Annotated in this window: 15 protein-coding genes; 7 read left to right on the top strand and 8 right to left on the bottom strand. The window is 39.3% G+C overall.

Annotated features, from left to right (window positions below; genetic code table 11):
- Positions 1–29: 29 nt before the first annotated feature.
- On the bottom strand, positions 30–1,424 hold the full coding sequence (locus C4F40_RS10025; protein WP_196939180.1) for an ABC transporter permease: 1,395 nt from the start codon (positions 1,422–1,424) through the stop codon (positions 30–32).
- A gap of 1 nt (position 1,425) precedes the next feature.
- The gene (locus tag C4F40_RS10020; protein ID WP_196939179.1) at positions 1,426–2,052 is read right to left on the bottom strand and encodes an ABC transporter ATP-binding protein; all 627 of its coding nucleotides are present in this window, start codon (positions 2,050–2,052) and stop codon (positions 1,426–1,428) included.
- A gap of 283 nt (positions 2,053–2,335) precedes the next feature.
- Between C4F40_RS10020 and C4F40_RS10015 the strand changes: the two genes are divergently transcribed.
- Positions 2,336–5,191, top strand: a complete 2,856-nt coding sequence (locus C4F40_RS10015) for a TonB-dependent receptor (RefSeq protein ID WP_196939178.1) — start codon at positions 2,336–2,338, stop codon at positions 5,189–5,191.
- A 125-nt stretch (positions 5,192–5,316) separates the two neighbouring features.
- Positions 5,317–6,492 (top strand): hypothetical protein, encoded by a 1,176-nt coding sequence (locus C4F40_RS10010; RefSeq protein WP_196939177.1) that lies wholly within the window; start codon positions 5,317–5,319, stop codon positions 6,490–6,492.
- A 102-nt stretch (positions 6,493–6,594) separates the two neighbouring features.
- Here C4F40_RS10010 and C4F40_RS10005 read toward each other — a convergent pair whose 3' ends face one another.
- Both C4F40_RS10005 and C4F40_RS10000 read right to left on the bottom strand, forming a co-directional pair.
- Positions 6,595–7,788: a hypothetical protein gene (locus C4F40_RS10005; RefSeq protein ID WP_196939176.1), complete on the bottom strand. Its 1,194-nt coding sequence runs from the start codon at positions 7,786–7,788 to the stop codon at positions 6,595–6,597.
- A 386-nt stretch (positions 7,789–8,174) separates the two neighbouring features.
- The gene (locus C4F40_RS10000; RefSeq protein ID WP_196939175.1) at positions 8,175–8,831 is read right to left on the bottom strand and encodes a class I SAM-dependent methyltransferase; all 657 of its coding nucleotides are present in this window, start codon (positions 8,829–8,831) and stop codon (positions 8,175–8,177) included.
- A 182-nt stretch (positions 8,832–9,013) separates the two neighbouring features.
- Here C4F40_RS10000 and C4F40_RS09995 point away from each other — a divergent pair, with 182 nt between their 5' ends.
- From C4F40_RS09995 to C4F40_RS09980, 4 genes are all read left to right on the top strand, one after another.
- Positions 9,014–9,736, top strand: a complete 723-nt coding sequence (locus C4F40_RS09995; RefSeq protein ID WP_196939174.1) for an MIP family channel protein — start codon at positions 9,014–9,016, stop codon at positions 9,734–9,736.
- Between the two features lie 105 nt (positions 9,737–9,841).
- Positions 9,842–11,644, top strand: coding sequence for a DNA polymerase III subunit gamma/tau (locus C4F40_RS09990; RefSeq protein ID WP_196939173.1), 1,803 nt, complete (start codon positions 9,842–9,844; stop codon positions 11,642–11,644).
- A gap of 76 nt (positions 11,645–11,720) precedes the next feature.
- A complete protein-coding gene (gene rlmB, locus C4F40_RS09985) occupies positions 11,721–12,497 on the top strand; it encodes a 23S rRNA (guanosine(2251)-2'-O)-methyltransferase RlmB (RefSeq protein ID WP_231389993.1) in 777 nt (258 codons plus the stop codon).
- 9 nt (positions 12,498–12,506) lie between these two features.
- Entirely contained in the window at positions 12,507–13,106 is a 600-nt protein-coding gene (locus C4F40_RS09980) for an HPP family protein (RefSeq protein WP_196939172.1), read from the top strand.
- A gap of 167 nt (positions 13,107–13,273) precedes the next feature.
- Here the strand turns inward: C4F40_RS09980 and C4F40_RS09975 are convergent, their stop codons facing one another.
- On the bottom strand, positions 13,274–15,088 hold the full coding sequence (locus C4F40_RS09975) for a DEAD/DEAH box helicase (RefSeq protein WP_196939171.1): 1,815 nt from the start codon (positions 15,086–15,088) through the stop codon (positions 13,274–13,276).
- Between the two features lie 249 nt (positions 15,089–15,337).
- Here C4F40_RS09975 and C4F40_RS09970 point away from each other — a divergent pair, with 249 nt between their 5' ends.
- On the top strand, positions 15,338–16,822 hold the full coding sequence (locus C4F40_RS09970; protein ID WP_196939170.1) for an amino acid permease: 1,485 nt from the start codon (positions 15,338–15,340) through the stop codon (positions 16,820–16,822).
- 83 nt (positions 16,823–16,905) lie between these two features.
- On the opposite strand, the gene C4F40_RS09965 is transcribed toward C4F40_RS09970, so the two are convergent.
- From C4F40_RS09965 to C4F40_RS09955, 3 genes are all read right to left on the bottom strand, one after another.
- Complete coding sequence (locus tag C4F40_RS09965; protein WP_196939169.1) at positions 16,906–18,252, bottom strand: OmpA family protein; 1,347 nt, start codon at positions 18,250–18,252, stop codon at positions 16,906–16,908.
- 228 nt (positions 18,253–18,480) lie between these two features.
- Positions 18,481–19,332, bottom strand: a complete 852-nt coding sequence (locus C4F40_RS09960) for a universal stress protein (protein WP_196939168.1) — start codon at positions 19,330–19,332, stop codon at positions 18,481–18,483.
- 15 nt (positions 19,333–19,347) lie between these two features.
- Positions 19,348–20,199, bottom strand: coding sequence for a universal stress protein (locus C4F40_RS09955; RefSeq protein ID WP_196939167.1), 852 nt, complete (start codon positions 20,197–20,199; stop codon positions 19,348–19,350).
- Between the last annotated feature and the right edge of the window lie 25 nt (positions 20,200–20,224).

Raw genomic sequence — 20,224 nt, 5'->3', positions numbered from 1 at the left:
TAGTAGATCTGTTCCGCTTTTCAATTAACCTATCTAGAAGCTAAAGTTTTTGAAATAGTTGTATTGTACGCTTTGAATGCAGGAATCAGCGCCGCGATGACACCTAACAAAACGGCTGCTACTAAAATAAGAACCTCGTTTGGATATAATTTGAATACTTCGATGAAATCTGCACTTTGGCTCGTCTGCGTGCTGATGTAGTAAAGTATGCTATGTCCCATTAATAAACCGATAAAACCTCCTATTAACGTAATCACTAGTCCTTCGACTATTACCAAGGTGAAAAGTTTAGTTTTTGTCGCGCCCATTGTCCGCATGATAGCCATATCATATTTACGTTCTTTCAATGCATTGTACAAACTGAGAAATACACTGAGTCCAGCTATAATCATAATGATATAGGCGAGAATGGTCAAAGAATCAAGACCGACACCGAGTAAAGAGAAAATACGCGAACTTTCAATAGCAGGCGATGCTGCCTGCATATTCGTGGTCTGATTCACGAGTCGGGGTATAGTGGCTATTGCAGCAGGGGAACTATATTTTATTAACAGTGCCGTAATTTCAGCACCTTGATCAGCGATCATATCTTGTCCGATACTTTTGATAAATTCTTCCGGTTGCGGTTTTTCGGTTACAAACTCTTCTTCAGCTTGATTCGTGTTCGCGGAGTCTGTTGACGACGTTGTAGACGGATGACTATGGGCATTGTGGTCGTGGTCATGATGATGATCGTCTTCAAGGTGATTGTGTTTATGTGCTTCTTGGCTGTTTTCGTTATGATCGTGATGAGCCTCCTCTTCATGGGCTATACCATGTACATCCCAAATACTGACCAGATTACATAAGATTAAATTGTCGATCACGCTATTGGATCGTTGCAAGATGCCGACCACTGTAAAAGGATGTTCGTCGTGTACATGTGCATCCGCTGATAGGCCATGTGCACTATGTATCTGATCCCCAATTTTCAACTGTTGTTTTCGGGCTACTTCCTGACCGATGACGATTTCGAATGATTTTTTCCAGACTTTTCCTTCTGAAATAGTGAGTTCATACAGCGATAAGAAAGAAGTATCTGTCCCGATGATGCGATGACCCTTAAAATTGTCCCCCAGGGATATCGGCACGGCCACTTGTACAAAAGGATTTTGCGCAATTTTATCTGCCTCTGACAGCGGAATGTTGCCGGTGGGATTGTCGACATGATACAGCGTGCTTAAGATTAATTGAAGTGGACTTCCTTTTGCACCGATCACTAAATCCACATTTCTACTGTTGTTGCTCAGCTGTTTTTCAAAGCTGTCTCCTGATATATAAATGACTAATAATATGGCTACCCCAAAAGCAGTCAAAAATATACTTAGCAGCGTCGATCCCCATTGTTGGGTAATATTCTTCCAAGCTAATGCGAAAGTACTCATATTAAAGTTGATAGGTGTTGGAGAAGTTGTCCTTAATTCTTTTATCGTGTGTAGCGATTAATAGCGTAGCTCCGTAAGAAGTAGCCGTTTCCAAAAGTAGGTCTAAAACACGCTTTGTATTGGTGTCATCCAATGCAGCTGTAGGTTCATCAGCAACCAATAGCCTTGGTTTATTGACCACGGCGCGGGCTATCGCCGCGCGTTGAAGCTGGCCTCTGCTCAATTGAGATGGGTAGCTACCAGCTTTTTCTGTCAGTTGTAATTTGTCTAGGATTTCGAATATGATATCTGTGTCAACCGCTTTTTTTGCCAAATGTTGTGCCAGTTCAATATTTTCGCTAACTGTTAAATTCTTTAAAAGATGTGCTTCTTGAAAGATAAAGCCGATGTTTTTAGCACGAAATCCATCCAATTGGCTTTCGGTAAGCTTGTAGATATCCTGTTCTCCAATATACACCTTGCCATTAGAAGGCTTGGATAAACCGCTTAGTAAATGAAGTAAAGTTGTTTTTCCTGTTCCCGAATCTCCCAATAGAAGCGTATGTTGATTTTTTTCTATCGTAAAGTCAGGAAACTGAAGTTTGTGCGAGGAGAAATAGTTGAACGTAAGATTTTCTGAACGTACCATGAATTGTTCTAACGGAAATTAGTTTTACCTCTAAAGGTATCGGAAATTACTTAGAATAGAAAATCTTAATGAAATTATTACATGATTAACAATAGATGTATTAAAGAAAATTTAACGTATCCTAAATACGTGGGGTCTTATTCTCTGGCTTTAACGCTGTGTTCAATGGTTTTTGTGTTTTGTTAACAAATAATTAACATTAGGTTTAACGAAAGGTAATTTACCGGTAACATTGAGTTAATGTGTCTCCTGTACTTTTGTGTTAAATTAAAATTAATTCAAGTTGAAACTAAATTTAAACATTAAAAGAGCAAGTCTACTATTATTAGGTATAATAGTATGCTCAGTTGTTTCTGCACAGAAAGTAGATCCCAAAGGGAATATCTTACCGAAGAATTCCAATAAACAGGATACTACCAAGACATTGAATGCACAACAGAAGAATAGTGCTTCCGTTGCTGATGGTGTTTCTGCCTCTGGATCAACTTTAGGTATCCGCGGTAGGATTATCGATGTCGAGACCATGAAGCCAATTTCTGGTGTAAGTGTTTCCTTAGCAGACAATAGTAAAGCGACTTCTACCAATGAAAACGGAGAGTTTATTATTCCGGTAAATAAAAAAGGTATTTATGAAATAGTAAGTAGCTATTTAGGATACACCAAAGAAATCACGCCGATTGTATTGGCGGATAAAAACTGGGAAAATGTCAGTATCGTTTTAGTGAACGAGTCATCTACTTTGGATGAGGTGGTCGTCACAAGACGACGTATACAAGCTAGCGAAATAGCGCTGTTGGAAGAACGTAAAAACTCCAATCTCTTCGTTGAGAAGATCGGTGCACAGGAGCTCTCTAGAAAAGGGGTGGGAGATGCTGCTGCTGCAGTAAGCCAATTATCAGGTGTTTCCAGACAAGAAGGTTCTACTCAAGTTTATGTACGCGGACTAGGCGATCGTTATATCTCGACTTCCCTAAATGGCTTGCCTGTTCCTTCGAGTGATCCTAACTTGAAAAACATTGCTTTAGATATATTTACGACAGATGTAGTCGACTACGTAGGTGTTGATAAATCACATCATTCTTCTTTGAGCGGAGACTTTGGTGGTGCAACTGTCAATATCGGATCTAAAGATTTTACAGGCGATCGTTTATTTGAAGTCTCGTTAGGATCTACAATAAATACCAATGCTTTGAAGCAGTGGGACAATTTTTATCTGCAAGATGGTCCGAATTTTTTTGGTTATTCTGATTACAATGCACCAGCAGATGCCCAAGGTAGTTACCATTTTAAGAATGGCTGGGATCCCAAGAAGAAGACAGTAACTCCACTTAATTTTGCAGTAAAAGCAGGGGATTCATTCAAAGTTGGCGAGGAAGGTAGATTGAGCTTATTCGCGGTAGTTAATTTTGCGAATGGTTATGGTGCGCGCGATGGAGTGAATTCAAGTTTTAGTGCTCAAGGTGCCCCGTTAAAAGCTTTAAACCAATCGCAGCAAAACTATACGGCAAATACCACAGGAATGTTGAATGCTAATTACCAAATTAATGCTAAACATAAACTGACGTACAATTTTATGTATGTCAATGCAGGCAATCATTATCGGGATATGTTTACAGGCTTTATTAGAGATGCTGGTGTTGATGCAGAAAACTATCGTGGAACTGTTAACCGTAGCACATTCTCAAGCACACAATTATTGATCAACCAGTTGTTAGGTAAGCATACTTTAACGGATAAACTAGAATTGGATTGGGGATTAGCCTACAACAATGTGAAGGGGGATATGCCGGATCGTTTGCAGAGTATGTACAGCGAGACAACCGACGGAGATCACTATTTTATTCGGATCAATGCAGCGGATAACCATCGCTATACTTATTATTTGAAAGAAAATGAATTAGCAGCAAATGTGTCTGCTTCTTACAAACTTGGAGCTGATAAAGGTAAGTTTACAGTAGGCTATAACGGAAGGATGAAAGAACGCTCATTTGATGTAATGCAGCTTAATTTCAATATTTTGGATGGTCAACAGGGTACAACGAAGATCGATCCTTCTAATTTGGATCAATATTTAGGAGCCTCTGGGTATGGGAGCTTTTATAATATCGTTGGTTTAGCCGGTAATGCTTTCCAAAACTACAATGGCGACCAAGATATTCATGCAGCATATGCTAACATAGATTATAAGTTGACGGAGAGTTTGACAGGGGTATTGGGGATGCGTTATGAAAATATTAAGCAATATGTAGATTTCTATAGCATTGAATATTCAAGAGGTAACAATACATTAAAGAAAAATGGTTTTTTACCAAGTTTGAACCTTAAATATACCTTGAATGATAAAAATAATTTACGTCTAGGGGCAAGCAAGACTTATACATTGCCCCAATTTAAGGAACGAGCCCGCTTCCCGTATGAAGAAGTAACGCAGACTATAGTTGGTAATCAGTATCTGTATGCTTCGGATAACTATAACCTCGATTTAAAATGGGAGATGTTTCCCAAAGACGGAGAGTTATATTCCGTCACGGCTTTTGGGAAATATATTGAAAATCCCATCAATGAGATAATGGTGTCTTCATCAGCCAATGATATCTCTTATGCCAATACAGGTGATAAAGGGTATGTTTATGGTGTAGAAGTTGAAGCTAAAAAGTATCTAATGAACTTGGTAAATGATAAACTTTCGATAGGATTTAATACTGCTATTATGAAGACAGATCAAAAGTTCGATCCCGATAAAGTTCGTAATGAGACAGAGGGTTTAATTAATATTGATCCAACGCAAGTGTCATCAAAATTTACAGGAGCATCAGATTTTATTGTCAATGCTGACGTATCCTATCTAAAGAGCTTTGATAATAATCGTAACCTCACAGCTACTCTACTCTATAATTATTATTCAGATAAACTTAACGCTGTCGGAACCAATGGTCGTGGCAACTGGGTTGACAAGGGGTTAGGGACATTGGATTTTGTACTGAAGTCTAAAGTTACTAGGCATATAGGAGTAGATTTAGCAGCACGAAATATCCTTAATCCCTCTTTTGAAAGATGGCAAGAAAACGAAGTACCCATACAGGTTATGTCTTACAAAAGGGGTGCGTTTTTTAGCTTAGGTGTTAATTATAAGTTCTAAATACTATCGTTAACGAAAATCTAACATAGAGTTAATTATAAATAAATATAAAACAGCTTTCTTTGCAATAGAGAAAGAATAAAATTAAAATCAAAAAAATGAAAAGATCTACTTCTACACTGTTAATGTTAGCTCTGCTTGCAGCTACGCCGATCGTTTTTACTGCTTGTAGTGATAATGACGATCCAATTGATATCATTGATAATGATATTCGTAACAATCTAAAGGGAGAAGTCAAAAGTGGTGAAAACTTAATTTTAGAAAATGGTACTTATAAATTGACTGGTCCATTGATCGTAAGAGCTGGCGGAAAATTGACTATTAAGGCAGGTGTAATAGTAGAGGCGACTCCTTTCCAAGACGGGGAAGAGATTCGTTATATTGCAGTAGCTCAAGAAGGTCAGGTTCTTGCTGAGGGAACTAAGGAAAAACCTATTGTCTTTACAGCGACTAATAAAACACAGCAAGCATGGGGTGGAATTGTATTGTGTGGTAAGGCTCCAATTAACAAAGGAAACACTGCAAACGCAGAGGTTTCAGGATTGCCGTATGGTGGTACAGCGGAAAATGACAACTCAGGTATACTTAAATATGCACGTATTGAATACTCTGGTTATTCTTATAGCTCTGAGAAAGAATTTAATGGGTTGTCTATGTTTGGTGTGGGTAAAGGCACTACAATTGAATATATTCAGGTTCATGAAGGTTCGGATGATGGTTTCGAATGGTTTGGTGGTACTGTGGATACGAAATATTTAGTAGCAACTGCTAACGAAGATGACCAGTTTGACTGGACAGAAGGATGGAACGGTACGAATGAGAACTGGTATGGTAAAGAGGCTTCGTCAAAAGGGAACAGAGGTATTGAAGCGGACAACAATTCAAATAACCATCTGGCTAATCCTATCTCTAACCCAACAATTAAAAACTTAACGTTAATCGGACGCGGTGCGGGAGAAGGTCTGGCCGAGCCTCAGGCGATGAAATTACGTGTAGGAACTAAAGCACAGATTGATAATGTAGTCTTAAGCGCTTGGTCTGTTGGTTTTGATGTAGAACATAACGAAGGTGTTGGTTATGTAGCAGATGGTTCGCTAAAAGTTACCAACGTAAAATTTGATAACGTCGTTACGAAGTCAAAAGGTAAAAAGACGAGCCCAGGAAAAGATGCTGATGGAAAAGATATCCCGGGGGAACCAGTAGATGTTTCTGCAATCTTTACAGAAAATGATGCTGCAACTGGTGCAGGTGCTGGTACAGCTACTCCTGAATGGGCTAAAGGCTGGACTGTAGGACTGTAACCAAAAAACATTTTTAATTAAAATATTAAAGCCGGCTCTCGAAGCCGGCTTTTTTGTTTACAGCTTTTTTACAAAGCTTGATTTTCTTCGATATATTGGGGCCTATCTCGGTTGATAATGATATACTATCTTGTAGTTTTCGTGTTTATACTTATCAGCGACTTCACCAATATTTAGATGTTGTCCTTGCGGTGTCGGTTCGCAGATCGAAAAATATTGACCCTCGTATTTTATGGCATCTCCAATGCTGTGTTCAAATTGAACCGCCATTGTAATATGCGTAGGATAGAGTATGGCAATCATAGGTAGATTGTAAATTTCCTTTACCAAAAAGAAGAATAGGGCAGCACGGTCATCGCAATCGCTGTAATTATGGATCAGTGTCTGTTCTGGGGATAGCCGCTTCTCCATGCCAAAATTGGCGTCATCGTTCTCATATAAAAATGCATATCGAGTAAATCGCATCAAATAATCAACGCCATTTTTGGTATCCATATCCTTGATGTTTTCTCGAAGGACGGGAATGAGTGATTGGTAGGTCACTTTAGTCAGCGGGATATTAAAATAGGTTTCAAAGTCGACACCAGGATAATTTTTAAAGATAGTTGCAATATTGTCGTTTACCTTGATGTCGAATTCATACACCTTATTGTTATAGTGAAAGTTTATGTTTTTTACAGCGTAAGAGTCGTCTTTAAACTCAGGCATTTCAGCTATTTTGTAACTGAAATCATTTGTAGCTCCGGGAATACGGATCAGAACAGGTTTATACACATCCGAACGCTTAAATAACTTGCCGTAATCGTGATAATTGAGGCAGGTAAACTGTTGACCATCGACTATAAAAAAGGGGATATCAGAAATATCCTCTCTATTTCTGATATAAAAGATAATTTGCCCGTCACCCACAGCCAATCTAGCATCATATCCAGATTTGTTCATCAAATACCACTTGTACAATGTATAACGATGATAATTATCTGCTTTTGGACTTATGGCCTCTGAAACCTTTCTAATAAGCTGATAATAGAGCCAATCATTTAATTTTTTTTGCGCTTTAAATTCCTTCAGGCGACTAATAAGTTGATCGTAATGCGCCGAATCAATAGTGTTGTAAAATTCGAGTATAGATTTTTCACCTGTTTCTCCCTGGATTTGAATTTGAGGAGTTTTTGATTTATCAAAAACAAAAGGTTCTTTGAAAAAATCTATGGTGTCTACGGATTGCCCAAAAGAAGCTATTGTATAGAGTAAAGCTACACAACAAGAAAAGATGTATACATATCTCCGCTTCATTTTGATAACAATTTATTTACATAGATTTAATATAAAATTAATAAAAATAATTTTGATAAGCGAAGTTCTGTGGCGTTTTTTATTTTATTCTCCGAGTGCTATTCGCCCTACCATGTACAATTTTTTTAGCATGTATTGCAATGTTCCCCAGTTAACGATCGGAATTTCACACTAAATAGAACTATCCGAAGAAGAAAAGTAATTAAAGATCGAAGTTACCTCGAAGCTATGCCCTAGCTCTTTGCAAGTTAAAACGGACATAAGCGGACTTCTACGGACTTGAACGGACTTCTACGGACTTGGGAAGAAGGAGGAGTTATAGAACAGTTTTCTGTTCGTGGTATTAACAATTAAGCCGCAAATACTGCACCAAATTTCGATACTTGCTATTTATGAAGCGTAACTGTCGTAAATTCCCTCGTTACCAAATCACCAGTTTTGCTTTTGACTTGCTCATTTAACGACTGTACATCGCCAACTTTAAAGGCACTTTGCTCGACTAAACTGATGACTTTATTTGTATCGTACAATTCAAACCCAAAAGGTGTGAACGGAAGTTTTTCCATAAAATCCCGCTGTGCAAACGTAATGTTAACGATGCCGTTCGGTTTGGTAACCCGATAGAGTTCTACAAATAACGCGGCAGGGTCTGTCCAGAAATAAATCGTATTTACCGTGAAAATTTTATTAAAATAATCGGTTGAAAAGGGGATGTTTACCCCATCATATAACTGAAAAGATGCTCGTCCACGATTAATAAAATCTCGATTAATTCGTTGTGCTTCTTTGGTCATTAGCTCGGCTATTTCTAGACCATAGTAAGTGCTGTCTTTTTGCTGACTGAATAAATAGGAAAGATGCCCGCAGTTTCCATGGCCAAGTTCCAGTACGTTTTCATCAGGACCAATTTTTAGCAGATCGATCGCATGATGCGTCATCTTTTGATTGGTTTCATTCATCATACTGGCTACTTCAATTCCCTGTTCTCCATGTGGTTTCCTCAATTGGGCTGCCAGCTCATTTAATTCTTGTTCATTCGCCATATTGTCCTTTTATGTAAATGTATGGATATTGTTGAAAACGACATGAGAAAATAGTGGTTTAAAAATAGTATTAGTACAGGACTATTACCTTGATATATAATTTAGATTAAATAATTACTCTATTGTTAGTGTGGTTGCTTAAAATTTACTAATTTTAAGTGTATTATAAAATTTACTATGTTATGGAAATTAAAACATCATCAAAATTTGTTGCTGAACTGATTGGAACTTTTGGTTTGGTATTGTTTGGGTGTGGGGCCGCTGCAGTAGCAGGGGGTGCCACTTTAGCAGGTACAGCTGGGTTAGGGCTACTGGGTATTTCTGTTGCTTTTGGTCTGTCCGTCGTGGTATTTGCTTATGCAATCGGTGGTATCTCGGGATGCCACATTAATCCCGCCGTTACGATCGGCGTTCTAGTTGCTGGTCGAATATCTGCGAAGGATGCTGCTATATACATTGTAGCACAACTCGTCGGAGCATTATTAGGTGCTTTTGTTTTGCAAACATTATTGAGTGGGCAATTGGCCGGATTCACAGCAGGGGAATGGGCGTACGGTTCGAATGGATGGGGAGAGGGATACCAAAATGAATACGGTACCGGTGCTGCTTTTCTAACGGAAGCCGTCTTGACCTTTATTTTCTTGTTTGTGATTTTAGCTACAACTTCTAAGGTAGGTAATGCCACGATGGCTGGCTTAGCCATTGGTTTCACCTTGTTGTTAATTCACCTAGTTGCAATTCCTATCACGGGAACTTCCGTGAATCCAGCTCGCTCATTTGGTCCGGCTTTATTAGCGGGAGGGCAGGCATTGTCGCAGTTGTGGTTATTCATCGTCGCCCCAGTGGTCGGAGCAATACTTGCAGCCGTTGTTTGGAAAGCCATCGAACCAAACGAAACGGTATAAATAATCTTTTCTTTGTAATTAGAGGTCGGGATCCTGAAATGCGGGATTCCGATTTTTACTTTTTAATTTTTACTTTTACTTCTTAAAATCCGTATCTTCGTAGCAATGGATAATTTTATTGTCTCCGCTCGTAAATATCGCCCTGTTACCTTCGATTCGGTCGTAGGGCAACAACATGTTACGAACACCCTAAAGAATGCAATCCACAATAATCAACTGGCACAAGCTTTTCTGTTTTGTGGACCGAGAGGTGTTGGTAAGACTACGTGCGCGCGTATTTTGGCAAAGACAATAAACTGTGAGGGTATTTCGGTATCAGCTGAAGCCTGTGGAGCCTGCGAAAGCTGTAAATCATTTCAAAATGGTGCTTCATTTAGTATTCATGAGTTAGATGCTGCATCGAACAACTCGGTAGAAGATATCAGGAGTCTTATTGAGCAAGTACGGATTCCACCGCAGGTAGGTAAGTACAAAATCTATATTATTGACGAGGTACATATGCTTTCACAGGCAGCTTTTAATGCCTTTCTGAAGACTTTAGAAGAACCACCGGCGTATGCAATTTTCATTCTTGCTACCACAGAAAAACATAAGATATTGCCAACGATATTATCCCGTTGCCAGATTTTCGATTTCAATCGGATCAAGGTAGAGGATATGGCTGGCCATTTAGCGACTATCGCACAAAAAGAATCTATCGGTTACGAAGACGATGGATTGCATATTATCGCGCAAAAAGCGGATGGCGGTTTACGGGACGCCTTATCGATGTTTGATCAAATTGCTAGTTTTTCCAATAGACAGATTACGTATCAGGCGGTAATCGATAACCTCAATATCTTAGATTACGATTATTATTTTCAGTTGATGGCAGCAGTTTCCCAAGAGAATGCCGCTGATACATTATTGATTTTTGATAATATTTTGAATCGAGGATTTGATGGAGGGCATTTTATTGCCGGTTTATCATCGCACTTGCGAAATCTATTGGTTACAAAAGATCCAAAAACCCTGAAGCTATTAGAAGTAAGCGATAATATTAAAAAACGCTATTTGGAGCAATCTCAACAAATCAATACAGGTTTGTTGCTATCGGCCTTAAACATAGCAAACCAGTGTGAAGTCAATTACCGAACGAGTAAGAACCATAGGCTGCAGGTTGAATTAACCCTGCTGAAGCTCTGCCATTTGTCATCTGCCATTAAATTGGGCGTAAATGGTATATCAGCATCAAATGCTGAATTAAAAAAAAAACTCCCTGAATCAGTAGCGATACCGCGAAGTAGTGCTCCCGAAATCACAAATAAAGCGACTTCTGCACCTTTAGTTTCTAGTACAGCGGCTGGCCATCCAGTAGTGGCGGGTAATACACAAGTTTCTTCCATTGCTCCAGCTGTCCCTTCATCGACAACGGTGAAATCGCCAGCTCCGGTAAAAGGATGGGGAAGTTACAAGCCATCTATAACAGTGCCGAGCTTAAGTACTGTTTTTGAAGAAAAAGCGGTAGAAGAAGGTGAAGAAGAGCTCGTAAAAGGAAATGAGTTCCGAGAAGTTACATTAAATGGCTTTCTGGAAAAATGGAATGTGCTGGCCGAAAATCTAAAAGTAGGAAATCGGATTACGCTTTACACGATTATGACGATGAGTCAGCCTCGTTTAAGCGGTAATTTAATCGAAGTTGATGTAGAGAATGCTGTACAAATGGATCAACTTAGGGAAGGGAAAATTGATATTCTTAACTATCTCCGTGTGGAGTTAAGAAATTTTTCTTTGGAACTTGAAGGGGTTCAAATCGAGCAATCCAAAGTGCGAAAACCTTATACTTCGCAAGAGAAATATCAGGTAATGGCTACAAAGAATCCTGCATTGGAAACATTGCGTAAAACCTTTAACTTGGGCCTAAGTTAAAAACCAAAATTTCTTTTCTTACCTTTGCGATAAATAGTACGATACGCTGACTTTTTTTATAATATAACATAATAACATGGCTTTCCATATCAGAGACAATAGAGGTGAAAAAAGAGAATCCAACCAGATGGTTTTTGGAATTCGCGCAGTGATAGAAGCGATAGATAGCGGAAAAGAAATTGAATCCCTGTTTGTACAACGTGGTTTAAGTGGAAGTTTGTTTCTGGAACTGAAATCTTTATTAAAGGAACATAATCTCGGCTATCAACAGGTGCCAATTGAAAAATTGAACCGTATTACGGGCAAAAACCACCAGGGTGTAATAGCCGTTATTTCTCCTATCGTTTATCATCAGATTGAGGACCTATTGCCGACAATTTATGAGAAAGGGGAAGTGCCCTTTTTATTAATGCTAGACGGTGTGACCGACGTGCGGAATATGGGAGCAATTGCCCGGACTGCTGAATGTGCAGGTGTACATGCTATTATTGTTCCACGGAAGGGCTCGGCGGAGATAAACCCGGATGCGATTAAGACATCTGCCGGAGCTTTATATAAGATTCCAGTTTGCAGGCAAGATAGTTTGGGTAAAGTGGGACGCTATTTGATGGAATCTGGGGTTCAGTTAGTTGTGAGTACCGAAAAAACACAAGACTCCATTTATGATGTCGATTACACGGTACCGAGCTGTATTATTATGGGCGCGGAAGATGTGGGCGTTTCTGATGACCTGATTCGTATTTCGGATAAATTAGCGAAAATTCCCATGTTTGGTGAAATAGCTTCTTTGAATGTATCTGTATCTGCAGCTGTGGTGATCTATGAGGCGATACGTCAGCGGTCCATAATATAAATCTTATAAATGTCTCCCCAAAAGCTCAAAAGACAGTTAAGAGTTTATCGCGTTGTATTCTACAAAGAAACGTTGGTAGATCCTAAAGAACATTTCTGGTCTTTTGTAGGTGCATTCATCGGAATAAGTATAATCGCTTTTGTTCAGTCGTTGAGCCTCCCGGATCTGGAAAGCATTTTTTTGGTAGGATCTTTCGGAGCATCGAGTGTATTGATATATGGTGCCATACAAAGTCCGTTGGCGCAACCACGTAATTTGATTGGGGGCCATGTCGTTTCTGCTTTAGTAGGCGTCACCGTTGCCCAGATTATGCCCGATATTATATGGTTAACTGCTCCGATGGCGGTGGCATTATCCATCGTCGCGATGCAGGTCACCCGAACCTTACACCCTCCTGGCGGAGCGACTGCGTTAATAGCGGTAACCGGTGGAACAAAGATAGCATCGATGGGGTATTGGTATGTGTTGAGTCCGATTTTGTCGGGTGCAATGATTCTGTTTCTCGTTGCGTTAGTATTTAATAATATTACCAAGAATAGACACTATCCGGTGAAAAACTCGCGCTTACGTCAATCCAGGAGAAGACAATTGCGTAAAAGGTTCCAGTAAGCTTTCTCTAAATATTGAGCAGTGTCATTTTTCTATTCATCCCTATATTTTTTTTCTTAATCTAAGATTGAATTGAAAATCTCGGAATATGCCGTCGAATGATAAAACAACAAGAGCTCCCTTATACTGAGGGAGCTCTTATTTATGATAAGCTAATTGCTAGCGATCTAGTATTTGCTTTTAGATTCACGACGTTTGCCAGAGAAGTCACGGAAGCCACCGCCGCCACTACGTTCTCTACGATCACCGCCACTACTTCTTCTGTCGCCACCACTATTGTTGCCAAAGCGTGATCTGCCACCGCGTTCGCCACCACTATTACGTGATCTGCCGCCGCGATCAGAGGAGCCACCTTCGCCAGATACTTCTATGCGAACATTTCTTCCGTTGAAATCAACGCCTTTAAATCCTTGGATTACTTTATCAACGTCAGCGTCTTGTACTTCGAAGAAAGTGAAAACGCCTTTTAAATCGATTTTACCAATTGACTTGCCGGATATCTTCGTTGTGTTACAGATAAAACCTAAGATTTCTCCGCGATTGAATTCGTCTACTGAACCTAAGTTCATGAATAAACGTGTGAATCCTTTAGAACCGCTACGATCTCTTCGTTCACCTCTGTCAAAATCACGATCGCCTCTTCCAGTATCGCGTGCATCGATATTTAAATCAGGAGCATCTTTATAATACTCTAAGAAACGGTTGAACTCAAGAGAAGCAAATCTTTTCACGATATCTTCTTTAGATAACGATTCAAAACCTTCCATGATAGCAGGTAAGAATTGATTGATTTGTTCTTCGTTTATTGCTACATTTTGAACCTTATCAACAATAGTTAATAATTGCTTTTCAACTACTGCAGAACCTTGCGGAACTTCTTTACGGTCAAATGATTTACCGATTACTTTCTCCAGATGACGGATCTTACTTTGCTCTTTAATATTGATTAAGGAGATTGAGATACCCGTCTTACCTGCACGAGCAGTACGGCCCGAACGGTGTGTGTAGTTTTCGATTTCGTCTGGTAATGAGAAGTTAATTACGTGTGTCACGTTATTAACATCGATACCTCGCGCAGCAACATCCGTTGCAATCAACAACTGTAAGTTGCGATCACGGTAACGCTTCATAACCTTATCACGTTGTTGTTGAGATAAATCTCCGTGTAAAGAATCTGCATTATAACCGTCTTTAATCAAGGCTTCGGCAATTTCCTGCGTTTCAATTTTCGTACGACAAAACACGATACCGAAGATATCGGGATTCGAATCTACGATGCGTTTGAAAGCAGCATATTTGTCTTTTGCGCGAATTAAATAGTAGTTATGCTCGATGTTCGCATTACCTGTATTTTTGGTTCCTACAGTCATTTCTACTGGATCTGTCATATAGTTTTTAGCTATACGGCGAACTTCAGCAGGCATTGTAGCTGAGAATAACCACGTTTTTTTAGTGTCAGGAGTCTCTGACAAAATGTTGTTGATGTCTTCTTGGAAGCCCATGTTCAACATTTCGTCCGCTTCATCCAAAACAACATAATTTACTTGAGAAAAATCGATCGCTTTACGACCAATAATATCCAACATACGACCAGGGGTCGCTACTACAATTTGCACGCCACGTCTGATCTGACGTAGTTGGTCGCTGATATTTGCACCTCCATAGACAGCCACAACGTTTACGTTGTCGATGTACTTAGCATATTTTTCTAAATCTTTTGCGATTTGCAAACACAATTCACGTGTTGGACATAAGACCAACGCCTGTGGATGTTTTTGAGAAAAGTCTAATTGCTCTAATAATGGAAGACCAAATGCCGCTGTCTTACCTGTGCCGGTTTGGGCTAATCCGACAAAATCGTCGTTACCAGTCAATAAAACAGGAATGGCTTTTTCCTGAATCTCGGAAGGTTTTTCAAAACCTAACTCTGTGATGGCATTAACAACCTCATGACGGATTCCCAGTTCTAAAAATGGGTTCATGAAATAAATTATACAATAGGCTCAATTGCCTAAGGCGATGCAAAGATAGGAATTATATCTGAATTATCCTATAGTTCAGGTTATTATATTTGTAAAGGTAGCTTTATGAGATGAATATGATATTTGACATTAAGCGCTAACATGACCATAATACGCATATTTTAACAAAGGGTGGTTAAATTTTCAATAAAACACTGGTTTTTTTTATTTTTTTTTAGCTTTGGGTCTATAAATGTATTAATCTTTATTATGTGGTATAAAAAGTCTATTTCTAAATTGGTCGCAGAGGCTGAACAAAGTGGTGAAGGCACTTTGAAACGAACCTTGTCAAGCAGAGGGTTAGTAGCCCTCGGGGTTGGAGCGATTATTGGCGCCGGATTATTTTCATTAACCGGTATCGCCGCAGCGGATCATGCGGGTCCTTCTATTACGATAGCTTTTATCATCGCCGCGATTGGTTGTGCCTTTGCAGGTCTCTGCTATGCGGAATTTGCATCCATGATACCGGTGGCCGGAAGTGCCTATACCTATTCATACGCAACAATGGGCGAGTTTATGGCTTGGATAATAGGCTGGGATTTGGTTTTGGAATACGCGCTGGCCGCGGCTACCGTGGCTGCAAGCTGGTCTCAATATTTTAACGAATTATTACTGATTTTCGGGTTAGAAATGCCTGTGGAACTGCTAAAAGGTCCATGGGAGGGCGGAATGGTCAATTTGCCGGCAATTGTAATCGTCTGCCTGCTCTCTTTGCTACTCATGCGAGGTACACAGGAGTCGTCTTTTGTGAACAATATTTTAGTCGTGCTCAAAGTTGCAGTTGTATTGTTATTTATTGCATTGGGGTGGCAATTTATCAATCCAGCAAATCATACGCCCTTCATTCCAGCGAATGAGGGTGAAACATTGCTCAAAGAGGGCAAGATTGGTTTTTTTGATTTTTTTAAAGACGGATATTTCGGACATTACGGAATCAGTGGCATATTACGGGCTGCAGGAGTAGTGTTCTTTGCTTTCATCGGGTTTGATGCCGTTAGTACAGCTGCGCAGGAAGCGAAAAATCCAAAAAAGGGAATGCCAATTGGCATCATTGGATCGCTTATTATTTGTACTATTTTATATGTGCTCTTCTCTTATGTTATGACGGGATTAGCACCATATACCGATTTCAAAGGCGACGCAAAGCCTGTGGCTACCGCTTTTGAAAAAACAGGATATCATTTTTTAAATACGGCCATGATCGTGACGATTATTGCCGGATATACGTCTGTTATTCTGGTGATGTTACTCGGACAAAGTCGTGTCTTTTATTCGATGAGTAAAGACGGTTTGTTGCCGAAAATATTTTCCGATTTGTCGAAAAGACAAACCCCTTGGAAAACAAACTTAATATTCATGGTTTTTGTTAGCATTTTTGCGGGTTTTGTTCCCGTCTCCGACTTGGGGCACATGGTAAGTATCGGAACGCTCCTTGCATTTACCTTAGTGTGCATCGGTATCTTGGTGCTAAGAAAGAAAGATCCATTAGCTGAACGTCCGTTTCGTACGCCGTTAGTGCCGTTAATACCGATATTGGGTGTTATTGTGTGCATGTTAATGATGGCGTCTCTACCACTTGTAAGTTGGGAACGCTTAGGAATCTGGATGTTAATTGGCGTTGCGGTCTATTTCTTGTATGGGCGGAAACACAGTGTTCTGCGTAAGGAAATTGAAAGCGGCGAATCCAATCCATAAAAGGTATATTTCGCTTACATGGCGATATGGTTAAAAAGATAAGGGAGCTCATGGCTCCCTTATCTTTTTATATAGTGTTTCTGTTAATACAGTGTGAATTCTACGCGACGATTTTGTTGACGACCTTCAGCTGTTGCGTTGGTCGCAATTGGTTGATTGGGGCCATAACCAGTAGCTTCTACACGGGATGCATTCGCTCCCTTAGATACTAAATATGCTTTTACAGCTTCTGCGCGCTCTTTAGACAAACGTAAGTTGGTTTGCATTGAACCGGTATTGTCCGTATGACCAGCTAATTTCAGGCTAAAGTTTTTCTCAATCAATAATGCAGCGACACGATCCAAAGAGGAAAATGAGGTGGATCGGATCGTAGATTTGCCAAGATCAAATTCAAGATTTTTGATCGCTTCATCTACGACTTTTCTATCTTCTTCTGTAACGACAATTTTCTCGATGACTTTCGTTTCATTTTTCATTTCTGGAAGTGGGCAACCTGATCCATCTACCTTAACTCCTGCCGGTGTATTGGGACATTTGTCATATTTATTCGCTACACCATCTCCATCATCATCTTTCAGTTCTTCATTCAAGTTGTTCATTTGAGATTTTAACTCATTATTTGAAGCGACCAATGCATCACGTTCCGATTTTAGTTCATCGTACTTTTTAGTGTAATCATCTATTAACGTAGCTACAGGATTACTGTTTCCTAAGTACGGTTTGCTGCCATTACCTAATGCAATTTCTAAACCGGCATGCGCATAGGAGAATAAATCGTTTTTGAAAGTTCCACCTGCTTGACCATCAAAATCCTGATTAGCCCAGTTTAGTTGGTATCCCAGATCTATATTGATGCCCTTTGCGACAGCAAATTTTAAACCTGCATCTACAGGTACGTAAAGTTTGGTCTGTGCCTCGGCAGTAGTTGACGTGCCGTCAGCCGATATGCTAGTGGTCTCAAAGTTTAAACCGCCTAATCCCACAGCAACGTAGGGTTTAATAAAGCTGTTGAAAAAACGCCAGTTGGTATTCGCCATGGTCCACTCTGCTGATAATGCGGCAGACCAAGGAGTTTTCGTTTCAAATTCGGATATATCAGTTCCCGTTGCGTCTTCGTTGATACCACCGACCTTGCCACCCATATATTGCGCTTTCAGCCCGAATGACGGAGAGATTTGCTTTTTGATATAGGCGCTATATCCCACGTTGTGGTTTAATTTGTCAAAACCGTCACGGTTAAAACCGAAGATGTTGGATTGGTTCAGGAGACCCGCATTGACACCTACCGACCAAGTTCTGTATTCCGAAGTGGAGCCCAATGGAGATGTGCCTTCAATGGAAGTCTTGTTTCTTTCCTGAGCAAACGACGCCGTAGTAATCATACCAGCGGCAATCAACACAGATACTTTTTGTAAATTTCTAATTTTCATCTATTTATTTTCTTTTTAATGGTTGATGAGAGCTCGATGTAATTAATCTTTCCTTTGTTCGTTTAAATTAGTTACATCTCGGTTTCATAAAATTTAATTTGATACCAAGTCCATTGCAAATCTACTGCCAAATCATTCCATTATTGTTTTTTATCGGTGCTAACACATATAAATAAATATATATGTAGCTGTCGCACTACATGGACAGCGCTTTAAGGTAATAAGTCACTACGATCTGGCGAAAAATTTTGGTATTTTAATTTGGTATGCCATTTTTTTAACGATGTTTTCAGATGTGATCTGCCTGAACAGACTTTTTTTACTTTTTGTCACTAAGAGGATGTCTATTAATTCATCTGCTATAACACTGTCGATAGCAGAAGAGATATTTTCTTTGTACTGGACAAAGAAAGATTGATTTTTCACGACATAGGAGATATTGTCTATTCCGGTCTCTTCGATAACACGAGGTATAAAAGATTCAAACTGTTTGTCAATACTAGATATTGGGGTGTTATTTGTGTTTATGTGTATTAAAATAAGTTCGAAGTTGGTGTTAAACACTTTTATGGCTTGATTCAAGACCGCTATTTCCCCGTCTTTGAAATTACATAACAAGCCCACTTTGTCTTTTTTGAATTTTTTTGAATTCAAAGGTATTGCTAAAACAGGTGTAGTTGAATTCTGGAATACATCATACATATTAGATCCGATCAGTAATGCATCAAGTCCTGAAGAACCTTTGGTGCCCATTACAATGGCGTCATACGAATTCGAATGTGTCAATTTTTTGATCTCTTCATATAGGTTGCCATCTCTAAAAATGGTATTGATATTCACCTGCGGATATTGCCCTATTATTCTTGAAATCACTTGTTGCATATCCCTCTTTGCCATACCAACGCGTGGGTCAATTAAATCTGGCGTATCAATCGCATTGTGATATATATTAGTATGATCTGTAAAGATATGAACCAAGTCTATATCATGATAGGTTTGCTTTGCGATTTCACAACCTACTTCAATTGCATTTTGAGAATATTCTGAAAAATCTACCGGAATGATTATTTTATTTGTCATGGCTTAATGTGTTTTTTAATTGTTGTCAAAGAATGTAGGTTTCCTTAGGTTAAGGGTAAGTTCTTTTGAAACAGACTTTCTAAATAAACGTTCGAAGAAACTTTTACGTGTTTTCGTTACTACAATCATATCAAAATCTTCTTTATTAATTGTACTATTGATGACTTCTGGAATGGTGTCTAACTCTTTGTCCGATTCGTCGATACACGCTAATGTGCTTGAGACCTGCTCTATTCCATTTAAATCTTGAACAATAAATTCCCAAGAGGCCAGTTTTTCTTTAATTTGCGCTATATTCTTTTCATCTTTTACCACATGAATGATTTCAAGGTGTTGGATATGTTGAAATAAATTCAAGAAATCCTTGAGGGTTTCTAATTCTTCGGATTTGAAATTGGTTAAAATTGCAGCTTTTTCCAGCTTAAAATACGCATGCTTATTCGGTATGGCAATTACCGGAACAGGGGATTGTGCACTAATTTGGCTTGTATTGCTCCCCCACACGATAGACTTGTTGTTTCCTCTGCCCGTTGTACCCATTACAATAAGCCCAATGTGCTCCTGTTTCACATATAACGGAAGGGTTTCTATTAATAGCCCCCTTTCGCAAGTGGTTTCTATTGTCAGGTCGGAGAATTCAAGGATAAGGCTGTTCCGTAATTCCTCAATTAACAGGTCAGCTTTAAAAATTTTGTCATCTTCAAATTTTTCCGCCAGTTCTTCTGAATCAAAATTTGAAGACTGTGCCGTATAGCAATGATATAAGGTGACGCTTGCGTCGTTTTGCTGCGCCAGCCTGCAGGCGTATTGTGCTGCAAATAATGCATTTTCGGAAAAATCTGTAGGAATCAGAATCTTGTTTTTCATGAAATCTTATATATACTTATAGTCC

Origin of the sequence: Sphingobacterium pedocola (genome assembly GCF_015209965.1) — a bacterium.
In the GTDB taxonomy this organism is placed as follows: Bacteria; Bacteroidota; Bacteroidia; order Sphingobacteriales; family Sphingobacteriaceae; genus Sphingobacterium; species Sphingobacterium pedocola.
Note: the sequence above shows the minus strand (reverse complement) of the source record. Positions and strands in the feature narration are given on the sequence as shown.